Annotated in this window: 19 protein-coding genes; 11 read left to right on the forward strand and 8 right to left on the reverse strand. The window is 42.7% G+C overall.

Annotated features, from left to right (window positions below; genetic code table 11):
* Positions 1–80: 80 nt before the first annotated feature.
* Positions 81–1355 carry a tetratricopeptide repeat protein gene (locus LFX25_RS13740; RefSeq protein WP_240009052.1) on the forward strand — a complete coding sequence of 425 codons (1275 nt, stop codon included), beginning with the start codon at positions 81–83 and terminating at the stop codon, positions 1353–1355.
* A 54-nt stretch (positions 1356–1409) separates the two neighbouring features.
* Here the strand turns inward: LFX25_RS13740 and LFX25_RS13745 are convergent, their stop codons facing one another.
* Positions 1410–2690, reverse strand: coding sequence for a DUF1577 domain-containing protein (locus LFX25_RS13745; RefSeq protein ID WP_238730744.1), 1281 nt, complete (start codon positions 2688–2690; stop codon positions 1410–1412).
* A 268-nt stretch (positions 2691–2958) separates the two neighbouring features.
* Here LFX25_RS13745 and LFX25_RS13750 point away from each other — a divergent pair, with 268 nt between their 5' ends.
* Together LFX25_RS13750 and LFX25_RS13755 are read left to right on the forward strand one after the other, a co-directional pair.
* Positions 2959–3486: a hypothetical protein gene (locus LFX25_RS13750; RefSeq protein ID WP_238730745.1), complete on the forward strand. Its 528-nt coding sequence runs from the start codon at positions 2959–2961 to the stop codon at positions 3484–3486.
* Positions 3486–4286 carry an enoyl-CoA hydratase/isomerase family protein gene (locus tag LFX25_RS13755; RefSeq protein WP_238730746.1) on the forward strand — a complete coding sequence of 267 codons (801 nt, stop codon included), beginning with the start codon at positions 3486–3488 and terminating at the stop codon, positions 4284–4286. Before LFX25_RS13750 ends, LFX25_RS13755 begins: the two co-directional genes overlap by 1 nt.
* Here the strand turns inward: LFX25_RS13755 and LFX25_RS13760 are convergent, their stop codons facing one another.
* Positions 4287–5465: a putative glycoside hydrolase gene (locus tag LFX25_RS13760; RefSeq protein ID WP_238730747.1), complete on the reverse strand. Its 1179-nt coding sequence runs from the start codon at positions 5463–5465 to the stop codon at positions 4287–4289. It abuts the gene before it with no gap.
* Between the two features lie 175 nt (positions 5466–5640).
* Here LFX25_RS13760 and LFX25_RS13765 point away from each other — a divergent pair, with 175 nt between their 5' ends.
* The 4 genes from LFX25_RS13765 (at position 5641) to LFX25_RS13780 (ending at position 11686) form a co-directional block, all read left to right on the forward strand.
* Positions 5641–6582: a histone deacetylase family protein gene (locus tag LFX25_RS13765; protein ID WP_238730748.1), complete on the forward strand. Its 942-nt coding sequence runs from the start codon at positions 5641–5643 to the stop codon at positions 6580–6582.
* Positions 6583–6644: 62 nt separating this feature from the next.
* Entirely contained in the window at positions 6645–7163 is a 519-nt protein-coding gene (locus LFX25_RS13770; protein ID WP_238730749.1) for a DUF1564 family protein, read from the forward strand.
* Between the two features lie 495 nt (positions 7164–7658).
* Complete coding sequence (locus LFX25_RS13775; RefSeq protein WP_238730750.1) at positions 7659–9689, forward strand: NHL repeat-containing protein; 2031 nt, start codon at positions 7659–7661, stop codon at positions 9687–9689.
* Positions 9686–11686 (forward strand): tetratricopeptide repeat protein, encoded by a 2001-nt coding sequence (locus LFX25_RS13780; RefSeq protein WP_238730751.1) that lies wholly within the window; start codon positions 9686–9688, stop codon positions 11684–11686. The genes LFX25_RS13775 and LFX25_RS13780 overlap by 4 nt, the downstream gene beginning before the upstream one ends.
* 50 nt (positions 11687–11736) lie before the next feature.
* Here the strand turns inward: LFX25_RS13780 and LFX25_RS13785 are convergent, their stop codons facing one another.
* Both LFX25_RS13785 and LFX25_RS13790 read right to left on the reverse strand, forming a co-directional pair.
* Positions 11737–12333, reverse strand: a complete 597-nt coding sequence (locus LFX25_RS13785) for a hypothetical protein (RefSeq protein ID WP_238730752.1) — start codon at positions 12331–12333, stop codon at positions 11737–11739.
* 372 nt (positions 12334–12705) lie between these two features.
* On the reverse strand, positions 12706–13152 hold the full coding sequence (locus LFX25_RS13790) for a methylglyoxal synthase (RefSeq protein WP_238730753.1): 447 nt from the start codon (positions 13150–13152) through the stop codon (positions 12706–12708).
* Positions 13153–13295: 143 nt separating this feature from the next.
* Between LFX25_RS13790 and LFX25_RS13795 the strand changes: the two genes are divergently transcribed.
* A complete protein-coding gene (locus tag LFX25_RS13795) occupies positions 13296–14105 on the forward strand; it encodes an FcpA-related putative periplasmic flagellar protein (RefSeq protein ID WP_238730754.1) in 810 nt (269 codons plus the stop codon).
* 74 nt (positions 14106–14179) lie between these two features.
* Here LFX25_RS13795 and LFX25_RS13800 read toward each other — a convergent pair whose 3' ends face one another.
* The 3 genes from LFX25_RS13800 to miaB are packed head-to-tail and all read right to left on the reverse strand — an operon-like array spanning position 14180 to position 18317.
* A complete protein-coding gene (locus tag LFX25_RS13800; RefSeq protein ID WP_238730755.1) occupies positions 14180–15007 on the reverse strand; it encodes a hypothetical protein in 828 nt (275 codons plus the stop codon).
* A 38-nt stretch (positions 15008–15045) separates the two neighbouring features.
* Positions 15046–16971 (reverse strand): LptF/LptG family permease, encoded by a 1926-nt coding sequence (locus LFX25_RS13805; protein WP_238730756.1) that lies wholly within the window; start codon positions 16969–16971, stop codon positions 15046–15048.
* Positions 16968–18317 (reverse strand): tRNA (N6-isopentenyl adenosine(37)-C2)-methylthiotransferase MiaB, encoded by a 1350-nt coding sequence (miaB, locus tag LFX25_RS13810; RefSeq protein WP_238730757.1) that lies wholly within the window; start codon positions 18315–18317, stop codon positions 16968–16970. The genes LFX25_RS13805 and miaB overlap by 4 nt, the downstream gene beginning before the upstream one ends.
* A gap of 63 nt (positions 18318–18380) precedes the next feature.
* On the opposite strand from miaB, the gene LFX25_RS13815 reads away from it, so the two are divergent.
* Complete coding sequence (locus tag LFX25_RS13815; protein ID WP_238730758.1) at positions 18381–18980, forward strand: J domain-containing protein; 600 nt, start codon at positions 18381–18383, stop codon at positions 18978–18980.
* The gene (locus LFX25_RS13820; RefSeq protein WP_238730759.1) at positions 18977–19621 is read left to right on the forward strand and encodes a hypothetical protein; all 645 of its coding nucleotides are present in this window, start codon (positions 18977–18979) and stop codon (positions 19619–19621) included. Before LFX25_RS13815 ends, LFX25_RS13820 begins: the two co-directional genes overlap by 4 nt.
* A 277-nt stretch (positions 19622–19898) precedes the next feature.
* On the opposite strand, the gene LFX25_RS13825 is transcribed toward LFX25_RS13820, so the two are convergent.
* Positions 19899–20366, reverse strand: a complete 468-nt coding sequence (locus LFX25_RS13825) for an LA_1841 family salt-regulated protein (RefSeq protein ID WP_406600501.1) — start codon at positions 20364–20366, stop codon at positions 19899–19901.
* A 735-nt stretch (positions 20367–21101) separates the two neighbouring features.
* On the opposite strand from LFX25_RS13825, the gene LFX25_RS13830 reads away from it, so the two are divergent.
* Positions 21102–25520: an LIC12048 family lipoprotein gene (locus tag LFX25_RS13830; protein WP_238730760.1), complete on the forward strand. Its 4419-nt coding sequence runs from the start codon at positions 21102–21104 to the stop codon at positions 25518–25520.
* Positions 25521–25531 lie beyond the last annotated feature (11 nt).

A 25531-nucleotide genomic window follows, 5' to 3' on the forward strand; every position in this document is an offset into this window, starting at 1 on the left:
CTCGGCGATCTCGTTCGACTGAGTCGCCGGAAAAACGAAAGCCCTTTCAACCGAATTCTCACCGCGAAATCGGATGGGAAATGCGGCCGGAACGGATCTTTTTTTCCGGCCGGATTGCAAGATCGGCCGATCTTTGGAAGGTGAGATCCTTTCGAATTTTCCTTCTTCTATTGTCGATTCTACTGAACCTTCTTCCTTTGGGAACAACGGACGCGCGGGAGCTCGTCTACGCGTTCCGTGATCCCGGCAAACCGGAAAAAGAAAAGATGATTCTCATAGGCGAGACCGTTCTTTACGATAAGGTAAAGCCGATCGAAGAGGAAGGAAAAAACAAGTATCTCGATATCGGCGTCGATACGAGAGCCGACCTTGTCACGATCAAGATCAACTACGATCCGGGCCTCAGGGTCGGGCAAATCTTATATCTTATCGAAAAGGATTTCGATCATAAGAATTACAAAAACGGAAACATCGTAGCGCAGATCGAAATCAAATCCATCTTTCAGACGTCGTTCATCGGAAAAAGGGCCAGAGGAATCGGAAACTTAGGACTTGTTAAGGACAGAAACCTCATGGTGGCCGCCCCTCTCGTTTCGGAAAAAATAGAACCTGCGATCGTAGAACGTAAGAAAGGCGACTATTATCTTTCCAGAAACGAAATCGCGGAATCGATCCGCTCTTACAAACATACCATCAGCCTGGACCCTTCTTCTCCGATGGGGCATTTCCGCTTGGGACTTTTATACAAACGAACGGGTGAGGCTTACGTTTCCGCCGGCGCCGAATTTTCAATGGCTTGGAAAAACCGAAAACGTTTCGGAAACTCGCAGGAAGAATTGGAATTCTATGTCGAATACATCGATTACCTGAATCGTAAATACGAAACCGAAGGTTTTAAAAATCCTACCGTCCTTTCCAAGTCCATGGAAGTGATTCAAGAAGCGTTTAAGTTGACCAAATCGGACAGCGAACTTCTCATCAACTCCGCTCTTACGTATTATTATCTTTACCTGGAAGAATCGAAAGCCGCTCGGACTCCGACCAAAGCCGATTCATCTCCGATTTACGCTTCCAAAAACAGAAAAAGATCGGATACCTATTATACGATTGCGGAAAAACTCACCAAAGACGCGGACAGACTCGATCCTTCCGATTATAGAATTCATTTGCTGGCTTGCAAACTTTATCTGGATAAAATCAGGGAATTGACTTCGCCCTCGGGACAGACCGGTTTGGGCGAATCGGAAGAAGTCGGAATTCTGAAAGGTAAGTTCGCGGAATCGTTTGAAAAATACAAAACATTCAAACCGGCTTCCGTTCCCGGCGATCCTTACGTTTTAAAACCGATCCAGTAAAGGCTCAAAGGAACCGCGCAAAAAACAGCAAACCGCTTTGTAGTGCCGATTCGTTTATTCCGAAAGAATCTTACGCGTTCTGGTAAAGATATACTTCTGAAGAATGAGCATGTCGTCCGGATTGGAATCGAAAAAGTTCACTCCGAGATGATATTTACCTTCTTCCACGGTGATATATCGAACCACTTCTCCCCGAAGAATCAAAGTTCGTTCTGAAACGGGAATGAAGATTTTTATAATATTATGTTTTTTTAAATACTGAAAAATTCTCCGCTCGTCGATCTCGAATAAAAGTCCGTTAATACTGATATCCACGACCCTCGTTCCGGCTTTTGCATTCCTATAATTATCCTCTCGGATAAAAATCTTTGTCATCGAGTAACTGAAAATTTCCGAGAGTTCGATCAGATATCCGACTTGGGAAGGAGTGATCGAATAACGGTCCATCGCGGAAGTATAAACCCGGATATAACCGATCACGTCGTTGAACAGCCGAATCGGAAGAACGAGATAGGAAATCACGAATTCGCGGATTTCCTTCTTTTGAAGTTCCCTGAAAAATTTATCGGCGTAGTCCTGACCGCTTTCCAACACCATCCGTATGTATTCTTCCCTGTAATTCCCTACCGGAGAAGTCGCGTTTTCTTTGATATAATTTATGATCAGAGAAGTGTCCGGTATAAAAACCGGACGGTCGTTCCTTTTGATAAAGGAATCCAAAAACGTTTCCTCCCGATCCTGCGAAAAGAACACGATTTCGTATTCCCTGGATACGGTGGAAATATATTCGGATATCATAATATTGATTAGTCTCAGATCCGGATTGTCCTTTTTGATTTCCCGCATCAGATTGTTGAATCTCTGTTCCACTTGAATATTCCGGCCGATCTCCCTACCTCCTCCGGTCAAAGAGCGGAAAAGTATCACGTAGTTCATGAAAAGGTCGTCCACCGCGACGCGGACGTTCTTTCGAAAGGATGCGGCCTGTAATTCCGACGGAATTCGGATTTGTATGATGGAATCGTCCAAAAATTCGAGAATTACGACCTCGAATTGATAGAGAATATTCATAATTTCAAAACTGATTTTTGCGCGGAGGGTCAAGCCTTGTGTCGCTCCGGGGATCCTCAGCTTTACGCTGGTTTCTTCGATGTCCTCTACGATGGCAAAAAACCTTTGCCCGTCGTAGTCGAACGGAAACTCCACATCGTCCGCCTTGAGATAGTAGAATAGATGTTTTACGAGATTGATGTCGGTTCCGATGATCGTTTCGCCAAACATCGTTTCGAGGATGGTGATAAGTTCCTGTAAACTGTCCGATCTTCCGACTGCCATTGTTTCGTTTTTGCGTAAGGGAGAAGTGTATAGTAAATATCGGTTCGGGGGAAGTCGGAATTCAGTCGCGTTAACTTATGAGACATAAGATCGAGAAAAAAGAGAATGAATCGTGATTCGACATTCTTTCTGTGAATCGGAGAAGCACACGGAGATCCGACTTTTTAAACGGAAGTTTGTCGCGATCCTTGTAACGAACAATATCGAGAAACGGAAATCTCCAAAAAAAATCCCGCTGAAGGTTTGGAATTAACCCGAAAAAGAATGTATGGATACAAGAAAGTCGGAACTCAACCCGGAATTGTTCGATATGATGAAACAGGGAAAGCTATCAGCCGGAAAAATCCTGGATTTGATCTCTCTAAAGGAACTCGTTGATAGATTTGCCGTTACTCCGTTCTTAGAAGAGGAGAAACTTGCAGAGATCAAAGTGAAAACCGGAGTAGAACCGGACATTTTGACTTGGGGCGACTACTTTCAAACCGAAATCGCTTCCCGATATTTCGAAAAAAACGAAGCCGATTTTAAAAAAATCATGGAAACGATTCGTTTCGACTTAATATCAGCCCACCTAATCTTCTCCGGAAAACCGGAATATTTTCAAGATTCAGTAAGAGGACAAGCGTTGATCTCGAAATCAATTGATTCTTCCTTTTGGACCTTAGAAGATGAAGAAGCCGTTCATTTAGAAACACTGCTCGAGTATTATACGCAGATGGGAATCGGAGAAAAACCGTTGACCGTATCCGATCGAATCTGGTATGAAAGTTTTGATTTGGAGAAAAAAGCAGTTTAATGGGATTCATAGATCAAGACACAATCGACCTGGGTTCAGGAAACAAAATCCTGACTTTAAGCCTCAACAACCCGGAAACTAGAAATTCTATGACTCGCGAAATGGGACTGGAATTCAAAAAGATCATCGATGGATTGATTGAAACCTCGGAAAAACACAAGCCGAGAGTTGTCATTCTGACCGGAAAAAATAACATTTTTTCCGCGGGCGGAAATTTCGAACTGCTTAAGTCCTTCTCAACAAAAGATTACGAGACGAACAAGAAAACTATGTTCGAATTTTATAATCTATTTTTATCGGTAAGAAGATTGGATATCCCGGTTATCTGCGCGGCCAACGGTCACGCAATCGGAGCCGGATTTTCTCTGGCTTTTGCGTGCGACATTCGCGTATTTGCCAACGAATCAAAATATCAATTCAACTTTGTAAAACTCGGAATTCATCCTGGAATGGGTTCCAGTTATATCGTTAAAGAATTGTTCGGAACTCATATCGCAAACAGGCTTTTATTTTTGGCCGAAACGTTAAACGGAGAAGAGGCGTTCCGACTTGGACTTTGCAACGATTCCGTTCCTCAAAAAGAAGTCCTGGGAAGAGCAACAGAAATCGCGATCGCCTTATCCGAAAGCGCTCCTTTGGCGCTCGCTGAATTGAAAAAGAATACTTACGACAAAGATAAACTGGAAGCCGCTCTAAAAAAAGAAGCTGAATCTCAAGCAAGGAACTTTATATCCGCGGACTTTAAAGAAACCATCAAGGCGATCGAACAGAAACGGAAACCAGTTTTTAAAGGTTTATAACTAGTCCTTTTTTGTCTCTTTATCGTAATCCTTCAAGGCCTGGAAAGTTGATTCGTAATCATTCCAGGCATTCCAGACCACAAACCCATGGCCGCCGCTATCGTACGACGCTTTTACTTGTGCCTTAATATAATCGGGAAGTGTGAGTCCCGACTTTCCAACGGACATGTTAAATCCTTGGATATATGGGATAACGCGTGTCGTCTTTAACGATCGTTTTAATGTAAGAAGAGTTCCGTCATAAACGGTTTGATAAGGATCTTTGATGCGAGCAGGCATCCCATAAAAATGGGAAGGGTACAACATAGGATAAATGACATCGACTACTTGTGCAAAGACTTCCACTTTCTGACCGATCATATCGTTCTGATTGAATGGGATCCGACCAAAAATATCTGCTCCTATATAAGGAAGATTTTCGCATTTGAGTGTTTCATTTCTTATGTCTTTTATAATGCCTGAGATATTCTTATAACGCGTCTCGTATGTTAATTTTAATTGAAGATTGTCGGCATATCGAATGTAATCTAATTGAATTTCCGGAAATCCGGATTCGCAGGCGGATCGAATTGATTTAAGAATAGAAGTAATCCTTTGATTAGAGGGTTTTTCGGTCGGGAGTCCTCCGTCAAAATTAACAACTCTTGCAACCGGATAGAAGCCCTCTTCGACCAATCCTTCTAAAACCCGTTTGGAAGGTGCCGACGGTTGCACATCAATCACAAGCAAATTCACGCCATGTTCTTTACCTTTTCTTCTTAAGTCCCGAAATTCCTTTTCCTTCTTTAAAGTCCTTTGGGATATATAAATTCCCCGAGAGAATTCAGGAACTTTAGCGCTCAAAATTGCTCTTGGCTCAGGGTTTCTAACCGAATTCTCGACATTTTGCTGGGGGATTCCGACTTCCACCTTCGCTCTTAAATCCGGTTCTGGCTTTCGGATTTTTGATTTTGATAATATCTCGGAAGTTGGGAGTCTTTCCGAATTCGTAGCGTTCGAATCTTCAACTTTTTTCTTTTCAATTCGCGTAGATCCGACTTCTAAATCAATAGTTTCGCGGAAAGTCACTTCCGGTATTTGTTTTTTATTATTCCTTTTTGGAAAAGGCAGATCGAAGTCAGAAAATAAAGATGGAGTCCAGAAGAAAAATAGAAATATAAAAGGAATAATCGTTTTCACAGGTTTTAAATGTTCGGAAAGTTCAAAGATATTTTTCAGTTCTTTACTAAATGTCGGAGTTCAATCCGGCGAACTAAAAGAAACTGTTTGGAATTCGGATTGATAATCAAATTCTTTTTGAAATGTTATATCGAAAAATGACTTAAATGTCATTTGCAAAGGGTTAGGAGGCGTGATGTCTACGGGTTTTATCTTTTCAGAAGATTTTCTGCAGCATAATTCAGGACCTCGAATTTCACATTTCGAGAATTCAGACCGACTTCTTGCATGCTTGAATCGATTGCATCAAACCAGCTATTTTTCTTCTCTATTCAGGCCGGAAATGAAAGGCTTTCCTCAAGACCTTCTAAAGGAAGTTCATTCAAGTTATCACTTGCAAAAAATTGAAGATTCCAAAGAACGGAGAGGATACTTTGATTCCGATACTCCATTCACGGAAAAATCGTGGCTTGCTGCATATTCGGCAGCAAATTCGGGCCTGGCCCTGGCCGATGCAATCATCTCCGGTCAAATTCGAAATGGTTTCTCTCTTTTAAGACCTCCCGGACACCATGCAGAACATAATCGTATTATGGGATTTTGCATGTTAAACAATGTTGCTATCGCAGCTCGTTACCTACAGAAGAACGGTTTTAAAAAAATATTCATTCTCGACTGGGACGTTCATCATGGAAATGGAACTCAGGAAATCTTTTATAGAGATCCAACAGTTTACTACCTATCTATACATCAGTTCCCATTCTATCCGATGACGGGTTCATTGTCCGAGATGGGCGAGGGTCCTGGTGTTGGTGTAACGAAAAATATTCCAATGCAAGCGAATTCAGACAATCAAACTTACGTTCGAAAATTCAAAGAAATAGTAATTCCGACAATAGAAAGTTATGAACCAGATATCCTCTTAATATCAGCCGGATTTGACGCTCATAAAGATGACCCCCTTGGAGGTATGAATATTACGACAACTGGCTTTGAGGAATTAACTCGAATCACACTTGAAAGCGCCAACAAAATCTGCCAAGGAAAAGTTTTATCTTTCTTAGAAGGGGGTTACGACTTAACCGCATTGTCAGAATCCGTTGAAGCACACTTAGCCGTTATGAATTCTTTTTCTTAATTTTTTTTGCTTGAGTAACTCTTCCAGAATTCTCCGGAACCGTAAATGGCATGGAGATTACGATGCAAGAGCAAACGATCAGAAGTTTCACCGAATATAAAGGTCAATCACACCGTAACATGGGCCCCTCGGATTTATTGATTCCGCTGCATTTAGAAAGTCACGTATTAAAACAAATAAAGAAACACAAGAATCTAAGAAATTATTTTCATTTTTTAATTGTTAAATTTCAGAAGGAAAATCTTTTTTCAAAGTTTTCAGATACTGCTTTTAGAAAAACTCTCTATCAATCAAAACATCTACAATTGATTCGATATTCCTTCCGTCCTGATCATCAAGATTGGTATGAGGCCAAGTTCGCCGGTTTTTACTTCGGAATATCGGTGTGTAAATTTTTTTCTCGATTAGTCGATTTGGATATAGAAGACGATTCTCAAAGTAAAAATTTAAGGGAGGAACTCATAAAATTAACAAAAATTGAAATCGGTCCTTTGCACTTTTATTTCACGATTATTTCCAATCGAAAATTCATTTTGAAGAAACTTGTGCGAGGAAAAAATTTCGAGTTGAACAGTGCATAATTTTCAGATTTTTTATCGGGATAATCCGATATTTATAAGGAAATGGAAACCTCTTTGGAAGAGTTAAATCATATAGAAAAGAGATTTAGAAAATATATTCTTATCTTAGATTTTCTTCTTCGCGAAACGAGGACCGAGCTCTCGCAGAATCGTGCAAAGCGGGAAACATGGTATAAACGTAACGAAAATTGGAAGTTGCATCATGTTCATCCTGAAAATAATAGCTTTCAGAACCTGATTCAGAATATCGAATCACCTTCTCTTCTGAGAACTTCGCTCCCCTTTCGGCCGATTCCGAGCAACGAGAACAAATCGATTTTAAAAAACAATTTCGCGATTCAGGAATTCCGACCCCTTCCTTTTAACGATTAGAATTTCCGAGTTTCAAACTCGTCGCTTCGGTTTCTGTAATTAATTCCTTTGATTAAAAAATTCTTGAAATTATGTCTCTTTTTGGCCCTCATAGAGAGATCGGGGTTCAATTCCGGACTAATTATGTATTTCTATCGATTCTTAATTTTATTGCCCCTCCTTTTCATTACTTTCACGTTGAATTCCGACGGACTTCCAAATTTTTCTATCCAAGAAAAAGAAGCTCGAACCCAGTTTTCGAGAGGTTTTTCGTATTTTAATAATTCTCGATATTCTTCCGCTCGGGAGAACTTTTTAAAGGCACTCTCTATTAAATCGGATTTTACTTTAGCAAGACTCTTACTTTCCAATTCTTACTACTTGTCCGGTGATTGGCCAGAGAGCATGTCGGAATTAGAACAAATCGAGGGTACGACCGGCCTAAATCAAATTCAAAAAGCAAGACTCGATGCTCTCAGAATCAACCTCGCTGGTGGCAGCCAAGATTCTGCCCCTCGTTACTACTCTGCAATTATAGGCGACGACCTTCGGCGTTTTCGGTTTCGAAATCCATCCGACGTAGCAATTGACGATGATGGATTTCTCTACGTTCTCTCTTTTGATACAGCGAATATAGTAAAATTTGATCCCAATGGCAATCCCGTTGATAACTTCAAAGGATCCTTAGGTCGGAATTTATCGGGTCCTCTATTCTTCTCTTTGAGAGGAACCTCGATTTTCGTAGCTGATTTTAAGTCTGACAAGATCTATGAATTCAATACACGGGGTGAATATAGAAATCGCTTCGGAATATCCGGAAAAGGGAACGGTGAATTTCACGGTCCGACGGGAATATTTTTAACAAAAAGCGGATTTCTGTATGTTTCTGACTCCGGAAACAATCGCGTTCAAAAACTAAAAACGGACGGCACATTTATTCAGGAAATTGGAGTCGGAATTCTGCGAAATCCATCCGGACTCAAAGTAAATTCCAAAGGAGAAATCTACGTAGCCGATCGCGGAAATTCAAGAATCGCAGTATTCGATGCGGAAGGAAACTTTCTTCGAGAAATTACAAACCCGAATACATTATCGTCACCTCGAAATCTCACGATTCGAAAGAACGAACTTTATATCTCGGATGAAAAGTCGGGACTCATCATCTACAACACTCTCGAAAATACTTGGAAAGCCCTCGATTCATTCCGAGATTCGAAGAATATGGTTCGAAAGTTAAACCAACCATTCTCTTCTGCATTCGATTACACCGGGACTCATTATATTGCCGATTTCAACCGCCATCGAGTCGAGATTTTCAGCCCCTCCAACCAGATGTCTTCCAACCTGGACATCGTAGTTGAAAAGGTTTTAAACAGAGAATATCCGGATATTTCCGTATTTATGCGAGTCCGTGATCGATCCGGCCGGGACATCAAAGCAATACCGAGGAACTCTTTCCGTGTTTACGAGTACGGCAACTTGGCCCCCTTGATCGGGCTCGCCGATATGCAGCAATTCAACAATCGAATTTCAGTCTCCCTCGTTTATGAGAACACTCCCGAAGTAAAAGCGGCCTATCCTGTATTCGAAAAATCGCTCAAACCTCTTCTGACCTCCTTGAGACAATACGACGGCGTTGAAGTTCTCCGTTCAGGGTCGGAACTCATCAAAGCTTCCGATTTCAACTACTCAATGCATGAAATCTTTCGAATCTTAAGAACCTCTCCGAGCGAAAGCTCCTCGAAAACCGGCAAGGCGATTTACAGAGGGATATCCGACCTACTTGACCGGCTCGGTCCTCGGATCGTTTTGATTTTGGTTTCCGGAAATTCGCACGCAGACTCGTTTACGCAGATTTCTCCGGAAAAGATCATCCGTTACTCCAAAGCCCACTCCATCCCGGTTTATTTTCTATCCTTGTCGGATAACGGACCGGCCGTAGAAACCTACAAAACGATCGCTGCATCGACCGGCGGCAAATACATCTTAGTTCCGGGAGAAGGATTAGAAAAAAATCTCTATGATTCTTTTCTAACACATAAAGACCGCAGATATATTGTATCCTTCAAAAGCAGAATGGATGCTGACAAAAAAGATTTCTATATTCCGCTGACAGTCGAAGCGAATTTCAGAAACACTTCAGGAAAAGCGGAAGCGGGATTCTTCACAAAATGAAATTCGACCTTATTCAAAAACGCTCCTTAATCTTCTTAGCAATCCTACTTTGCTTAAGACCGATTTCATCGCAGGAAACGATTCGAAAGATACAAGAGGGAGAATCCTTTCTCAAAGACAGAAATTACGCCGCAGCATATCAATCTTTTTCCGAAGCATCGAGAGCGAACTCGATGTCCGTTCGGTCGCTCCTCGGATTGGCGGAAGCGGCAAAACATCTGCATAAGTATAACGAATCCTTCGAAGCGTATAACAAAGCGCTCGCTCTCGAACCGGAAAATAAGACCGCAATCAAAGGAGCCGCCCTCGCTTACGTTCGCAAGAAAGAATATCAGAATTCTCTAAAGCTTCTGAAGCCGTCTCTCGAAACGGATCCGTTCGATCCGGTCTTAGCCCCCGTCCAAATCCAAATCCTCCTGGAAATGGGAAGTTACGAATCCGCTCTGAAAAAGCTGGAAGCCTCGCGCACAAAATTTCAAAGCTCGAAAGAAGTTCAAATCTTGGAAGCGAAAGTAAACGGTAAAACGGGAAACTTTTCCAAATCCTATCATCTTTGGAACTCGGTCCTCGCGTCTTCCTCCGATGATCCGGAGTTATTTTTTAATATGGCTTCTTTGTTGATCGATTGGTCCGAAAAAAGTTCGCACCAGGAAAGAAAACAAAAGCTCGAGATGGCCTCCGAAAAACTCGAAAGAGCGATTTCTCTGTATCCGGATTTCGAGGAAGCGATCGATTCGCTCGTAAGAATCCGAATTTGGCAAGGCGACCATTCATCTGCGGTTACGCTCGCCCGAAAGCTCGTTTCTTTATATCCTCAAAATCCTTCTTATCTGTATCTCAAAGCGTTTGCGGAAGAGAAAGAAGCGAACAAAGATTCTAACCTAAAAGACGCGCTCAAAAACGACCTCGTTGAAATATTAAAATTAGATGATTTAGATTCCGTCTCGAGACAAAAAGCGGAGTCGGCGGCGCTGAATCATTTTCCCGAGAATCATTCTTTCCGAAGAAAACTCGGTGATTACAGAATGCAGCGGTTTCGATCCGCGAAAAATTCTCTTCTATACGATATGGCGTCCCATCATCTTGCGACTGCGAGAGAATTGATTCCCGCGCAACCCGAAGTTCAGTTTCAAACCTTGTCCGAATACAAACGAACATCATTCTTCCCTCGATATTTGAACCTTCTTTTATTTTTAAGAAAGAAATATCCGGAAAACGAAAAGTATCAGTACGAAATCGAGAATCTTTTAGGTTCGATGAAACAATCGATCGCATATAAAGAAGGTTTGGTGGAAATCACCGGAGACAATCTTTCGGAAAATTACGGAAGAACTCCGCCCGTTCTTTTGATGTTCGATCTTTCGGACAAATCCTATTTAGGAGATTATCCCGATCTCGCGCTTTTAGTTTCCTCTTCCGTGCGGAAAATTCTTTCGTTAAATCCTACGATCGCCCTTTCCGGGGTTTTGGAAACGGCACGAAACAATCCAAGTTCTTTCGACATCAATTCGGAGGCATATACGGGGATCGTGCCTTATAACGAAACAACCTTTTTGAAAGTGAAGGATTCGGCCAAGAACGGGATCAAACCGAGATTCCTAATTTACGGTTCCCTAAAATACGAAAATCATTCTTTAAACATCGATTGGACGATCAAGGACTCGAAACACGAAAAAGTTCTTTCAACGTTCCGCGTTTTTGCGAAAGGAAGAGATTTTCTTCCCGAAGCGGCCGCAAGATCGGCTTCTAAAATTCTCGCGGCGATTCCGCCTTCCGGTTCCGTCTTAAAGGTGAAAGACGAAGACATCATTCTCAATGTGGGAACTCTCGACGGCTTAAAAAAAGGAAGTAAGGTCCAGATCTACAACACCGCCGGGAAATCGGGAGAGGCTACGATCGTAGAAACGGATTACTTTCTTTCGAGAGCCGTTCCGGACAACGGGAACAACGGACTCAAAACTATCTCCGAAGGCGATCGAGTCCTCTGGAAACGTTAGACGAAACAGAATCTTCCGAAGACGATCGAATTTATCGTTAACTTTAAACCTCAATCGCGAAGTCGCGGAAACTCGCTGAAATAATCCAAAATCTCTTCGGCAATTCCCTGCTCCAATCTGAGAATTTCCTCGGCGTCGTATCGTTCTTTCAAATCGAAAGTCCAGACTCTTCCTTGGATTTTCGTTTTAGAAAGAATGAATCTTTCCGGTTCGATCGGAAACCAAGTCGGATAATCGGACTGTTTTTGATAGATTCGAGCGGAATCGCTTTTGAACGTGTTTCGATTGACGTGGATCGTAAATCGGTTGAAAAGAATTCCGTATTCCAGATCCAAATCCACATCCGGATGAATCCGAAATTCCCGGGCTTCCGCGTCCCATTCCATCCGAGATCCTTCCAGACAAACCTCGTCGTCCGCTTCGATTTCGACGGGAATCGGATAAGAATATGCGGTTTTTATGTTTTTCTTACGATCGTATCCGACCTGAACGTTGGAATGTTTTCCCTTCCTTTCGATTCTTACCTGGAACGCGGATTCCGGGCGATGCGCCAAATGCGCTCGGATCGCCGCGACCGCTTCTTTCGAAAACTGCAAGGGAAGAATTTTGCCGGGAATCTTTTTAAAAATACTAAGAATCGATCTCATCGTTGCTTATTTTACCGGTAAACATGTGTAGGAACTCATACAAGAAAGCCGGGAACAACACTTTTATAAAAGTCGGAACTACGGAATACGACAAAATCTGTAGGAACTACTGCAAAAATAGAAATCAAAACCGGTCTTCGCTTCCAAAATAAACGCTATTTCTTTTTGTCCCGACAAGAATTCAAAAAAATTCTTGCTTTAAACGCTCTTTATCAAAGCAAAAAAAGGTTTTCTCATCGCATTAGACTACGATTTAATGCAAGACATCCGAAACGAGATTCATGCAAACAAAAGCGTTCGCATTATGCGAATAAATTCCGATGCAAATTTCGTATTTGGGCAAAATCGTCTCGATTCAAAATTCGTCTTCGTTTAATCCCTGCGAATTCTCGTGCCGTAGTCCATCAGAACTTTCTGATACGATGTGATGAACTGGGGAGAACTGATCATGTAATCCGCGGTCGATCGATTGCAAGCCATGGGTATATTATAAAGTACTGCAATTCTTAAGAGTGCTTTTACATCCGGGTCGTGCGGCTGCGCGGTCAAAGGGTCCCAAAAGAAGATCACGATATCCAAATCCCCTTCCGCGATTTTCGCCCCGATTTGCTGATCCCCTCCTAACGGTCCCGAAAGAAATCGATATACGGGCAATTCGGCCTCTTCGTTTATCAATTTTCCGGTCGTCCCCGTTCCGAATAGATGATGTCTGGATAATATCTCACGATGGGTTTTGACCCATGCGACCAAATCCTCTTTGCGATTGTCGTGTGCGACGAGTGCGATTCTTTTTGTCGCGGGAACCGAAACTTCTTTCATTCTTCGTTACTCTTTCTCGTTGATTTCAATCTAATTTTTTGATGACGGGCATCTGCGACCAATCCTAAATTGACCTAAGATATTTTTTTTCAAAGTCGGACCGGCGTTTCTTCGTGTTCGTCTTTGTTTCGAGCATAATCCGAATGAACCCTTCCTCGTTTTACTTTCGATTCGCGTGCTTTACGATTTCATTTTTTATTCTCCATTCTCCCTTGACTCCGCAAAGCGGACAAACGTCGAACGAAAAGAAGATCGAGATTCTCATCCCCGACGGCACGAGCGGCGATTCAAATTGGGGAAAGGACGTTCTCCCCTTCGAGGACATCGATCTTTTGGGAGACGCAAGCGAGGAGAATTCCAAAAGTCTTTTTGAAAAAGCAAAAGAAGGTTTCTTAAGTTCCGTGGATCGTTTTCGCAAATCGAGCGATCTCGCCGACGCAAAACGAAAAGAATTCGATCAACGGACGTTCGAAGCGGATCGTTACGATTGGCAGAAACAAAATCGACGCGAGAATTTCGAACGCGCTCTTGCAAGGGACTTAAACAAGTCAAGGTCGGACGCGATTCATCTTCTCGTCGCTGCGATATATTCTTTGGAAAAAATTCAGAACGAGAAGGTGAGAGATGGCGATCAGTTCCGCGAATTGCAAGCCGGGATTTATCGTGAATACATCAAGCATCAACTCGCTCTCAAAAATTTTATGCAAGCGATGGATCTTTTGGAAAGATACATCCAAATCGGGAACAAGTATTACGAAGATGCGGAGGCTCAGGGTTTTCTCGCGAACTGTTACGAACGGGCCTATCGTCTTTCCAAAAAGAATCGGGACGATCAAGCTCGGGAGAAATACGATATTCTCCGGAAGAAACACGGTTTGTTGTATGCGGAGTATAAGTTCGGGAAGAACTCTCCGGATTATAAGGAATTCTCCAGAGAACTTTTTAAAGATTAAACGAAATCGAATTTTCAAACACGGCAAATGCCGGTTTCAAAATTCGAATCGTTTACGCGGAGCGCGGCGGTTGATTAGATTCCGAGACGTTTTTTCAGACTGCGGTTTTCTTCGATCAGATCCTTGATCTCTTTTTCCGTATAAGCGAACAGGCGATCCTGCGCCTCGAGAATCTTATCGAGTTGAATCTCTTCGATATGGGAATAGTTCAGAGCTTGTTCGGTCGCCTTTTTGAAATCCAACGCATCCTTCAATTCCTGCGTTTTCATCGAATCGAGAATTTCGGAAACCTTCAGTCGTTCGTGCAACGCGAGCAATTCCTTGTTCTTGAGTTCGTTGACTCTTTCGAGAGCCTTGTTGATTTCTTCGTTGTTCTTTTTGACCTTAGATTCGAATTCCAAAATGGCTTGTAAGGCTTCGTTCGCTTTGGTTGCGTCCTTGTATTCCTTTTGGGCCAGTTCGAACACTCCCTCGAAAAATCCGATATTGGTCAGACAACTATTTCCGATTTCGTTCGCGGCGAGTTTATAAAATTCGGATTGGATCGTTCTATCCAGAATGAGTCTTAAATTTCTAGGATGAACAGGATGTTCGAGGACTTCGATTTTACCGCTTTCGGGAACGATTCCGTTGATCTTTTCGGCGTCGTCCGAATAAACCATGATTAAACTGACATAGGGATGAAGTTCGAATTTACGGATGAATTCGCGGATTTGATTCCATTCCTGCAAACTCACGGAAAGAAAGAAAATATGAATATCGGCCTTCATAAGGTCGATCGCCCCGAGTCCGTCGAGTGACACCTTGCTCAGCTCGATGTTTACACGAGGGTGCTTCCAGATTTGAATCGGGAATTCCTTTCCTGAAGTGAGATGCCAAATGATCGCGTTTTTTTGACTCATCGTATTTATTGTAACACTAACCAGCGGATTTTCCCGGGTCAGGAACCTCTTTTCGTGATCTTTTTTATTTTTCCCCATATATTTAAACTTTCTAATCTCTCTGTCAATTTTTCTTTTTGATCGGAGATCTTATCCAGAACCTTTTGAACGGGTTTCGGTAAATCCATATCGGTTCTTTTGATCATGATATTGATACTCAAAAGGGCGATAAGTATGTTCGCACTCCAAGGACCGATCCAATCCGGAACCTTATCATTGTAGGAAATCGTACTTCCCAGGGTAAAAAATGTAAAGTAGATCATTAGGAAAACGACTGCAAGCGTAAAACTCATTCCTTTTCCGGAACGCTTTACCACAAGTCCCAGAGGGAATGAAATGAAGAAGAAAATCAGACAGGAAATCGGCATCGCGATTCTTCTGTGAATTTCCACATTAAAATCCGTTAAAACTTTCTTCCCTTGTTGCATCAAAGCCATCAGCTGCGTTAAAACCGAATACGATTGAGTCATCTGATCGGGTGTAAGAGTTCCGTTGGCAGCACCCATGGCGAGATCGATCTTCATCTGCTCCACCATTTGCTTTAGTCCAACTAAACCTTTTATCTCGACTCCCATCTCTTTGAGAGTTTCCAAACCGGGAATCTTTTCAAGACCTTCGCTTTCCATGTTGTTGCGAATCTGAAAGAGCACGGGCATGGAGAAGGTTTCGGGTTTCACGTTCAACTCGAGAGTTTTCTTTTCCTTTCCTTTGGGAATGTTGTAATCCATTTCTCCGTTACGAAAGTCGGTTACGGAAAAACTTTTACGATCGTCGCTCCATTCCAAGATCCAACCGTCTTTGAGACGGATGGATTTTTCATAATCCCCGTCCGGCCCTTGTTTTTCTACGAGGTTTCCCTTGCCCGCGTTGATGATTTGGATGATTCTCGAGCCGCCCATAGGAATCATCTTTCCGCCGATATGAAAGTATTCGTTTCCTTCGAGAAAGATTTCCCATTCCCGGATCTGAACTCCTCGAAGTTCGCCCGTGTCGGAATTCATTCCTTCCGTGTACATCGTGCGGGCGCGTTTTTCAAACAGGTCTTGGGTTTTATCTCCGCTGAATTGACCGGGCGTAATCGCGAGAAGAGGATTGTACGCGAGCACCCATTTGTTGAACTCGTTCATCTTTCTCGTATTTTCGGGAGAAAGATAGAAGTTCAGATATCCGACCGTCAGGGCCATCACGAAACCGAATGCAAGAAAGTTAATATAGATTCGAGGAAAACTTACGCCCGCCGATCGGATCGCGGTGATTTCCGAATCCCCGGAAAGTCTTCCCGCGGCCATGATCCCGCTCATCAAACAAGCCATGGGGATCGTCATCGGAAGCGTATTGGCGAGAAGATAACCGAAGTAATCCAGAAGACGAAGAGGATCGACCCCCTTCCCCACAAAAAGACCGATCATCTTTTGAAGCGCGAGAACCATATAAACCATGGTGAAAAACGCGAGCGCGACCAAAAACGGAGAAAGAATCTCCTTCAAGATATACCGATCCAGGATCGGAATGATCATATAAAATTTACGTTTATCGGTGTGAACCTTGAAGTCCGGCGGAAGATCTTCGACGCTACTCAGACGAACGGTCCTTAAATCCTTACCCGAATTCGAAACTCTCGAAGAAGTCGTCGAAGCTCCGCCGGAACCGGAACCCGCGCGATCGGATGCGGCCGTCGATTCGGAACCCGAACGCGCACCGCCCTTTTTAGAGGGAGAATTCTCCCGCGCATCGAATGGATCGCTTTCGAACTTTGCGTTTTTTTTCGTAGAAGAAGAATCCGTGTTCTTTCGAGAAGAGGAAGTCTTTTGGTTCAACGAAGATTTTTTTGACTTCGACTCGGCGTTTTGAGAATCAGACGGGCCCGAAGACGCGCGTGCGGACTTCTTAGCGGACGCCTTTTTCCGATTGTCGCCACTCTTCAAGCAAGGATCCTTCCTTTCAGAGTCGCGCTGGTCGCGCTCTCGATTTGAACGGAAACCGTAGTACCGATTAGATCGGCCGCGTTCTTTCCTTCCGGAAGGGGAAACACGGTCATTCTTCCGCAAGGAGTTCTTCCGCAGAGTTGTTTTTCCGACTTACGCGAAGTGTTCTCAACCAAAATGGAATATACTCTTCCGATACGAGCGCGGTTTTGTTCGTGAGAAATCGAAGTTTGTAAGTCTACGAGTTTGGTTAGCCGAGCGGACTTCGTTTCTTCGGGAACGTTGTCCGGAAGTTTTCTCTGCGCCATCGTTCCTTCGCGCTCGGAATACTTGAACATGAACGCCATGTCGAACTGAACTTCGCGAACGACCGCGAGAGTGTCTTCGAATTCTTCGTCGGTTTCGTTCGGAAATCCTACGATGATATCGGTCGTAATTCCCACATCGGGAACGATGCTGCGGATTTCTTTGACGACATCCAAAAATTCTTCCTTGGAATAAGAACGTTTCATCTCTTCCAAAACTCTCGTGTTTCCCGCTTGCAGAGGAAGATGAATGTTCGGACAAAAACGGGGATTCTCCGCCATCAACCGAAGGAGATGCACCGGAAAATCCTTCGGGTGCGGAGAAGTAAAACGGATTCTTTCGATGGTCGTTTCATCGAGAAGCATTTTGATCAGACCGGCAAAGTCGGTTCCTTGTTCTTTGTAGGAATTTACGTTTTGTCCAAGAAGCGTTACCTGACGGATTCCCTTTTCCGCAAGATCCTGCACTTCGCGCACGATACTTTTCGGATCGCGGCTGCGTTCTCTTCCCCGCGTATAAGGTACGACACAAAAAGTGCAGAAATTATTGCAACCTCTCATGATCGTCACGAAGGCTTGGATTCCGTTGACGACCCTCGGTTCGATTTCGTCGTAGGTTTCGATCTTGGAAAGACGGGTGAGAGCGATGGAATTTTCACCGCCTCGAATTCTTTGAATGAGTTCGGGAAGACTTCTGTAATTGTCCGGTCCTACGACCAAGTCTAGAGGAAGTTCCTGATGGAACAAATCGTCTCCGAGATTCTGAGCCATACAACCGAGGACGCCGATCACGAGATTCGGATTCCTTTTTTTCAGATAACCGAGAGATTGAAGACGGTTGTAGATCTTTGCGTGGGCGTTTTCGCGGATCGCGCAGGTATTTAAGAAGATGATGTCGGAATCCTCGGGGTCAACGGAGGAGGAATATTCAGCGTCTTTCATCAAACTGGATACAATACCGGAATCATATTCATTCATCTGGCAGCCGTAGGTCTCGATATAGACTTTTCCTGCCTTTTTTTCCAGTTCCAGAACGCTCATAGGACTGAATTTCTGCTTGCAGGACGGGCTGTAAAGGGGTTTTCCATAGATAGGAAGAGCCCTATGGCAGTGAATACCAAACCGGATTATTATAGGCTTTTGGATGTTTCTCGGAATTCCGACCTGAGAAAAATCGAGACCGCATACCGGGATTATTTGGAAAAACTGGAATCCGATCCATGGAATCCTTCCCGAGAATTGGACCGGGAAGAAGGAACACGGGCTTATCTCATACTCAGTTCCCCCAAATCCAGAGAAGAATACGATAAGACCCTGGACTATGAGTTCCTACTTTTGGACACGACCAAGATTCCGGAAGAATTCGAATCGTTTTATAACGTGCAAAAGTTATCCGAAGGGGAAGAAACCAGAGAATTCTACTCACGATTTTTAGAATTCAAAAAGGATTTGGAAAATACGTTGAAGAATCTTCGGATCACTGTGTTATTCTTTTTAAGCGCATTTTCGCTCTTAACGATTTTCGCCCTTTTAATGGCCTTGGCTCAGAAAAATGGTTTTCTCTCGCCCGGCGTCGAGTTGTTCTACAGAAAGTGGGGAATTCTTTGTTCTGCGGGAATTCTCTTTTCGGGATACGCGGTCTTTCGTAAGATCCTGTCGCCGAAGAAGAACAGAATCGAAAAACGTCGGGAACCTATCCATTGAAAACATCACCGAAAAAGAACGATCCGAAACATCTCGCCGAAGAGGAAATCTCCTACTACTATTCCCTTCTTCAAGAAGAATTAACGAACTTTGATTGCGGAGAATTGTGTAAGCCCGACAACGACGGAGTTCCGTTCTGCTGCATTGCGGATAACGCAGTTCCGACCTTGTATCGATCCGAATTCTCCATGTTGAAAAAAAGAACCGATCTCTGGAAAGTGTGGAAACCCGAAACGGAAGTCGACAAAAAGATGCTCGCGGAATACGATTCCAAAGAAACGCTCTTTTGCGAATGCAAAGGAATTCAATTTTGTGAAAGAGACAATCGTTCCATCAGCTGCAGAACCTTTCCGCTGGAACCTTACTTGGATACGAGAGGGGTTTTGATCGGTTTAGTTTTCATGAAAGAATTCACCGGCAAATGTCCGTTGACGTTGCGAGCGAAAGACATTCGTCAGGAATTCGTGGACTCCCATTTTATTTTTTGGGAAAAACTTCTGTTTCGCTTGGATTCCGAATACGAAACCTTTTGGAACTCATCCAAATCGTATCGCAGATCCCGTGCGAAAACCGGAAAAAAATTCCCGATCTTCTTTCCGAGTCATTTAAAAGGAAAGAACTATCTGCTGGAATACGTTTGAGTTTTCGAAAGAATCAATCCGACATTAGAATAAAAGAATATTCTTTATTATCCGAAGCGAACGGACGACTTTATCACAAAATTCGTTTCTACCTTTGTGCGGCCCGTTGACGGGGGATCGACAAAGTTCTGCTTTCTTTCAAGCAATTTTTAACAAGAAGTCGTTTGTCGGACCAAATACGAAGGACTGAAAAAGAATCGACCGAGAAGAATGTTTTTTACGGTGCGCGGATCACTTAGAAAAAACTTTCATAAGTGATCCATTGTATTCGAACTATTTAAACTTCGTCCGAAACCGACTTTTTGCCCTTAGAAGCGGGTGAAGGTGCCGCGGGCTTTATCTTTTTTGCAAGTTCCCAAGTTTGAACTTGATGGGTGTTGGACGAAAGACGTCCCGGTGTGGAAGTATTACCAGCCTGAGTTCCGGCATGATAATTGACCGAAGTTACGCTCCCGGATTCCGCGAGAATAATCACATCCGCTCCACTTTCTCTCGCCTTTCCCTTAACATATTCGATACAGTGATTCAACTGACCGCAACGAACTTCTACGATTCCGATTTGTTCTACTCTATAATCGGGAACCGCCCTCATTATTACGTCGATAGGATCCGTTTCGGCAAGAGGCGGGTAATTCTTTCCTGTAATCGTCACATTACCCAATGCAGTAACACAGTTTGTTACGTTAAACAGTGCGATCAAAATGAAAGCAAAAATCATTCCGTATTTACGAACGTTAGTCGTCATTAAAAACTAAATTCTCCTTTTGAAAAAATCGTTTTTTAAGGGAAGGCACAGCGTCAATTCAAAAACTGAAATGTTTGATTGCTTAACGAAAAGAAAGGCGAAATAGTTTCATTCAGAACCCTAGAACCGCAAGGCTCGGCAATCTTAACCATAAAACAGTAATATACCTAAAGCCTCATTCAACCGTAAGATCCACTCTCTATTTCAAAAAGGCAATAAAGTAGACCGCCGATCCAACCTTACTCAAAAATAAACGCATGGATGGCAATAAACTCACTCAAAATTCATCACTTGAGAATCCTTCCGATTTATAATTTCCAAGTTTCTTTTATTTATTGCGCCTTAGTTGTTTTTATTTTCATTCATTAAAATCATTTGCGATTTATAAATAAATTCTCGTTGCGCCCTTTCGAACTATATTAGTTCAAAAATATAGAATATAATGACTGTTTAAACTAATTTTAAATAACACCCTTGATTCGATGAAAAATCAATTGAATCCGAATACAATTTCGTTTAACAAACCATCCTTAAGCCAAAAAAATATTTTTTTCAAGTTTTTCTAGCGCCACAATAGCGTTCATTTTTTTCATAGTCGAACTGAACTTTTGTATTTTGAACGAATTGCGTCTATTTTGTTAAACGAAGATGTATAACGTGCTAAGTTTGCATCCATTTAGATAACATGCGGATTTCATGATTTTAAAAACAAAAGCTAAAATGAAGAGGTGGGTCATGTTTCAGAGTAGTTGGATATTCAGTAAGATTCGGTTTTATGGAATTGTATTTTTAGTTTTTCCATTATTATTTACTTGCGGCTGGTTCGGTAAAGATCAAGGAACCATGGATAACGTTGATCTCGCTGCCGCGACTTGGTTAGTAGCGGAACAAATGAAAACACAAGTGAACCAAGAAGGAGTTCCGGTAAAACCAGGTTCTTCCTCCTCTGCCCCAATCACGCCCGTGAGCGGACTCTTCAATCTTCCTCCGGGTAAACCTGTAGCGGCTACGGCGTTGATGGGAACGATCGATCCAACCGGAACAACGATCGTAAACGACTTTGATGGAGACGGGATTCTAAATCAGAATGAAACGTTGTCCAACGTTTGGGTCGCCGATTATCCGCAGATTGAAACGACGATCGCTCCGCCTGTTACGTTAAAGATCCAAATTCTTAAGAATTCCAGCAATCAAAGCGATCAGATCGTAAGTGAAATCAATTCGAATGATTTCGAAGCTTCTAAAAACGAAGGCTCTGAAAAAATTCATCAGAATGAGTTGAATGAAAGAACCGTTCAGTTCCAAGATTCATACAGCAAACAAGATGAAGATACGACTTCGACATCTGCGTCGCATAGTTTCGGAATGAATCAAAGTTACATTTTGGGTTTATACAGCACCGGTTTTAATGTAAGCGATAGCGCTTCCAACAGTTGGGGTAAAAAAAACGGTTATTCCGAGACCGTTACCAAATGGGATACGAAACCTTTCAAAAATAATTTAGATAGAGATGCTTGGAATTTAAAATCGGATACCTCTACCAATAAAGCAAGAAAATATCGCTTAGACAAATCCGCAAGAATCAACGAAACATCGATTGTTGAACCGAATGCCGGCATAGTGAGAGCGGCGCTTTATATCAAAAATCTGTCCGTCAATATGCCAGTAAAAATCTCAAACATTCTTTGTTCATTGATGTTCGAAACCCCGGCCGGAGAACTTGTACCGATATCATCGTTTCGCCTTAGGAACGATGATTACAGTCTTTTTGAAGTAGAGGTTTATGGAGGTTCAGATTTCGGTCCTTATGTTGTCGAATTAACAAATTTGAATACCGCAGAAGTGGAAAAAGCAATCGCGGCCGGGTATACTCCGAAAATTATGATCGTGGATTACGCGATGACTCATGTTCCCGATTCTAATTATAAATCCAACCTTCTTAACTTTTCGGGAAACAATCTTAAGATTATTGAAGAGAATGCAAAGGGAAGAACCGCCTTACTCAAACTCTTTGCCCCAAACGTGCGTGAGATGTTCAGAGTAGCCGCATTTGATACTCCAAACGTATCAAATCCTTGTAATACTCAAAGCACTGATACGTTTGTTCCCGGCATCTCGTTAAAAAAAGCGTTAGAGAGAATTGCTTGTTCAGGAAATAATATAGAATTCGGGGATTATGTATTAGATTTTACAGAAGTGGCTCCGACGCTAGCGGAATCTAGAGTTCACATTAAAGGGATAAAATCCTTCGGGGCAGTTCAAACATCGCTTCCCTGTAATATGGAAACGAGCGTCGGAAGCGACGGAATATCCAGAACGGCCTGCATACAAATACCATACAGCCAATGGACAGACGACCAAAAGGAAAGATCCGGTGTCTGGGCAGTCTTTTCTAAAGGAAGATTTTTTAGCCCCAATTCTTATTGGAAGGATTCAAATGTAGCGCGAAGGTTTGATCCTCAAAGAGGACAATCAGCAGCTTACATGTTAAAAAGCTTGGATTCCATTATTTGGCCGGGCGATTTTTATGATATCGTTTACATTTCCTTCAAAGATTTTATTAAAGCTGAACAAAAGTTCGGTACAAATCCTTTGGAAACAGGAAACGGATATCCCTTTAATACTCAATGGGATATTAAATCCTTAGGGAATCATCCTTATTATCCCGACACAAATTCGCTTTTCTTAGGAGAAGTTGGATTTGGGGAAAAAATCGAATTAAAAATACAATTAAATAAAACGAAATACTTAAATCCAAATTTTGGTACGAGCGCTGACACCGGTACTTATCAGTATTTTACAAACTTCAATTACAATCCACAAACAACCACAGATCGATACAATATCAATCAAGCGGCCGATTTCGAAATCAGCATGGGATTCGGCGGAACTCGCACGGATTGGTTTCATGTAGTAAAAGACCTGAGTACGAGCGATCCGTATAAACTCAAAAATTGTGGAACGACACTCGACTTCATCAACCAAGTATACAATCTTTGCGTCCAGTTACCTACGCTCAGCGCGAACGTGGATCCCGCCATCAGTTTAGTAAAATTGTATATTCGGCCTTCATTGAATAACGCGTACCGTAAAACAGTATGGCCTCTTCACTTTTCTCAAGTCAGAAAAATGAGAGGAGAAGCGGGCCTACCGATTGTCTCCGGAACAACCACCATACGGATCGCAAATTCTTACGGTCCCACGAACGTGGGCGATCGACTTTACATTCAAGGAGATCCTTCTTCGTATCGAATTCTCCAAGTATTCTCTCCACAGAGCGACGGATCATTTGATGTGCAGTTAGAGAACGCAGTTTTGACAAACGCACAAAAAACCACTCCTCTTTATATCTCTGGAACCCTGACCGCACCGGATGTAAAACTGATTTACGATACAGGATTTCTCACGGATTGGAATAACTTTGTGGCATCGTCTTTCAATTCGACCGCTTTCGATCAGGTTCAGTATCGCCCATTCTTACAAAGCTCTTCCGTGAGTTGCTCTACCAATCCGTTTCATCCCGCTTCCTGTTTAGGATTTAGTCCCGATATGAATGCTATCAACTGGATGGGAGTCTATAACGAAGGCGTCGCCCTATGGAATTCTTGGGCCGATGGAGGAGATTTTACGAATTTTCTTTACAATGGCCTTTCTCGTCTTACCGCTTTAACCGGAAAAACGTACCGTTTAGAAAGTGCGAATACGGATTTTACCGTGAGTGCGGACGTCAATGCTCCGACTTTGGGTGATGTGACTACCGTTAGTTACGGAGATGTCGCACTTTCAGTCTGGAGACAAGGATCAACCATATTAGGAAGATATTATGCGATCAGCACCGGGCAACCGCTCGGAAATCCGTTTACGATCAACCCGACGATTACAGCCCCTACTTCGGGGAAATATGTGGTTAAGGCAAAGAACGGAAAAGCAGTCATTGTTTGGGAAAATGGTCAAAGTTTGTATGTTTCAATCCGAGATATCGCAACGTTCGGAACTCTCGTATCTGAAATGTTCCTTGGAAACCGTTACACACCATTTCCTAAAAATAATTTTGATTCTATCATTGACATCGGTATCGGAAATAACCGAGCAATGATCGTTTGGTCTGAACTTTATACTACAACAAGTCAGGATCCGACATATGCAGCTGTCTGTGCGATAGGCGGCGCTTGTCTTTGGTACGACGTAAGAAATTATAGGGTCGATGCAAAAGTAATTCGATTGGATACGGGCGCTACAATCAATTCCAGTTTCAACGTCGGAGTATATTCCACGCAAGAAAGCGTCTGGGATATTTTCACGCACCAACATGATCAAATATCCTATTATAATGTAACACCCGCTATCGATGTAAACGATAACAACCAAGCCGTTATAGGTTGGATTTATCAACATAGGAATTCGGAAGTGCATATGATTGAGAGCGCGGTCTATGATTTAAATACTGCGACGATTATCGGATCGAAAAAAATGGTGTTGAATGAAACCACCCGCCCAACGGATTTCTTACAAGTAGGAGTTACGAATGCCAAAGGAATGCTGGTTTGGCGTCGAAACGACGGAGTTGTATTGGGTAGGGGAATCGATATGACAAATTCAAATCTACTCGGAACCGACAGCATAATCTTAGAATCAGGGGGAGTTGATTTTCTGAAACTTTCGACATTCGGTGATACGAGTCTTTTAACATATCGAATGAACGTGAAAGACATTCGTTTGAAGGCAATCAATCTGCAAACCTCCCAGCTTCTTTATCCGGGTTCCCTCAATCTCGGTATTGCAAGCGCGGATATGAGAAAACCTGGATCTTCGATCTTAGCGGGTAATAAAATTCTTACCACTTGGGATCAAACAAACGGAACCAAAAAGACCATTTGGGGAAGAATCAGCGATCTGAGCACCTTCACTGTGGACGGTCCGAAAGAATTTCAATTAAGCACAACGAATGAAGGAATTCAATTCAATCCGACTTCGGTTGTGAATAACGGAATCGGATTTGCTACTTGGGTTTCGCAAGACAAAACCCAACAGAGAATCCGAGGCGCAAAGATCGATCTCAACAACCCAGGCGCACTCCAATACGGGCTCAACAACTTTTTCGTCGCTCCTCTGATCGAAAGAGATTACACGGTTCGTGCGCGAATCAAATACTGATCTTTCGCAAA

This window comes from Leptospira sanjuanensis, assembly GCF_022267325.1.
In the GTDB taxonomy this organism is placed as follows: domain Bacteria; phylum Spirochaetota; class Leptospiria; order Leptospirales; family Leptospiraceae; genus Leptospira; species Leptospira sanjuanensis.

Coding starts and splice junctions, on each gene's coding strand:
- LFX25_RS13740 (WP_240009052.1), top strand. CDS start 81: ATGCGGCCGGAACGGATCTTTTTTTCCGGCCGGATTGCAAGATCGGCC.
- LFX25_RS13745 (WP_238730744.1), bottom strand. CDS start 2,690: ATGGCAGTCGGAAGATCGGACAGTTTACAGGAACTTATCACCATCCTC.
- LFX25_RS13750 (WP_238730745.1), top strand. CDS start 2,959: ATGGATACAAGAAAGTCGGAACTCAACCCGGAATTGTTCGATATGATG.
- LFX25_RS13755 (WP_238730746.1), top strand. CDS start 3,486: ATGGGATTCATAGATCAAGACACAATCGACCTGGGTTCAGGAAACAAA.
- LFX25_RS13765 (WP_238730748.1), top strand. CDS start 5,641: ATGTCTACGGGTTTTATCTTTTCAGAAGATTTTCTGCAGCATAATTCA.
- LFX25_RS13770 (WP_238730749.1), top strand. CDS start 6,645: ATGCAAGAGCAAACGATCAGAAGTTTCACCGAATATAAAGGTCAATCA.
- LFX25_RS13775 (WP_238730750.1), top strand. CDS start 7,659: ATGTATTTCTATCGATTCTTAATTTTATTGCCCCTCCTTTTCATTACT.
- LFX25_RS13780 (WP_238730751.1), top strand. CDS start 9,686: ATGAAATTCGACCTTATTCAAAAACGCTCCTTAATCTTCTTAGCAATC.
- LFX25_RS13785 (WP_238730752.1), bottom strand. CDS start 12,333: ATGAGATCGATTCTTAGTATTTTTAAAAAGATTCCCGGCAAAATTCTT.
- LFX25_RS13790 (WP_238730753.1), bottom strand. CDS start 13,152: ATGAAAGAAGTTTCGGTTCCCGCGACAAAAAGAATCGCACTCGTCGCA.
- LFX25_RS13795 (WP_238730754.1), top strand. CDS start 13,296: ATGAACCCTTCCTCGTTTTACTTTCGATTCGCGTGCTTTACGATTTCA.
- LFX25_RS13800 (WP_238730755.1), bottom strand. CDS start 15,007: ATGAGTCAAAAAAACGCGATCATTTGGCATCTCACTTCAGGAAAGGAA.
- miaB (WP_238730757.1), bottom strand. CDS start 18,317: ATGAGCGTTCTGGAACTGGAAAAAAAGGCAGGAAAAGTCTATATCGAG.
- LFX25_RS13815 (WP_238730758.1), top strand. CDS start 18,381: ATGGCAGTGAATACCAAACCGGATTATTATAGGCTTTTGGATGTTTCT.
- LFX25_RS13825 (WP_406600501.1), bottom strand. CDS start 20,366: ATGACGACTAACGTTCGTAAATACGGAATGATTTTTGCTTTCATTTTG.
- LFX25_RS13830 (WP_238730760.1), top strand. CDS start 21,102: ATGTTTCAGAGTAGTTGGATATTCAGTAAGATTCGGTTTTATGGAATT.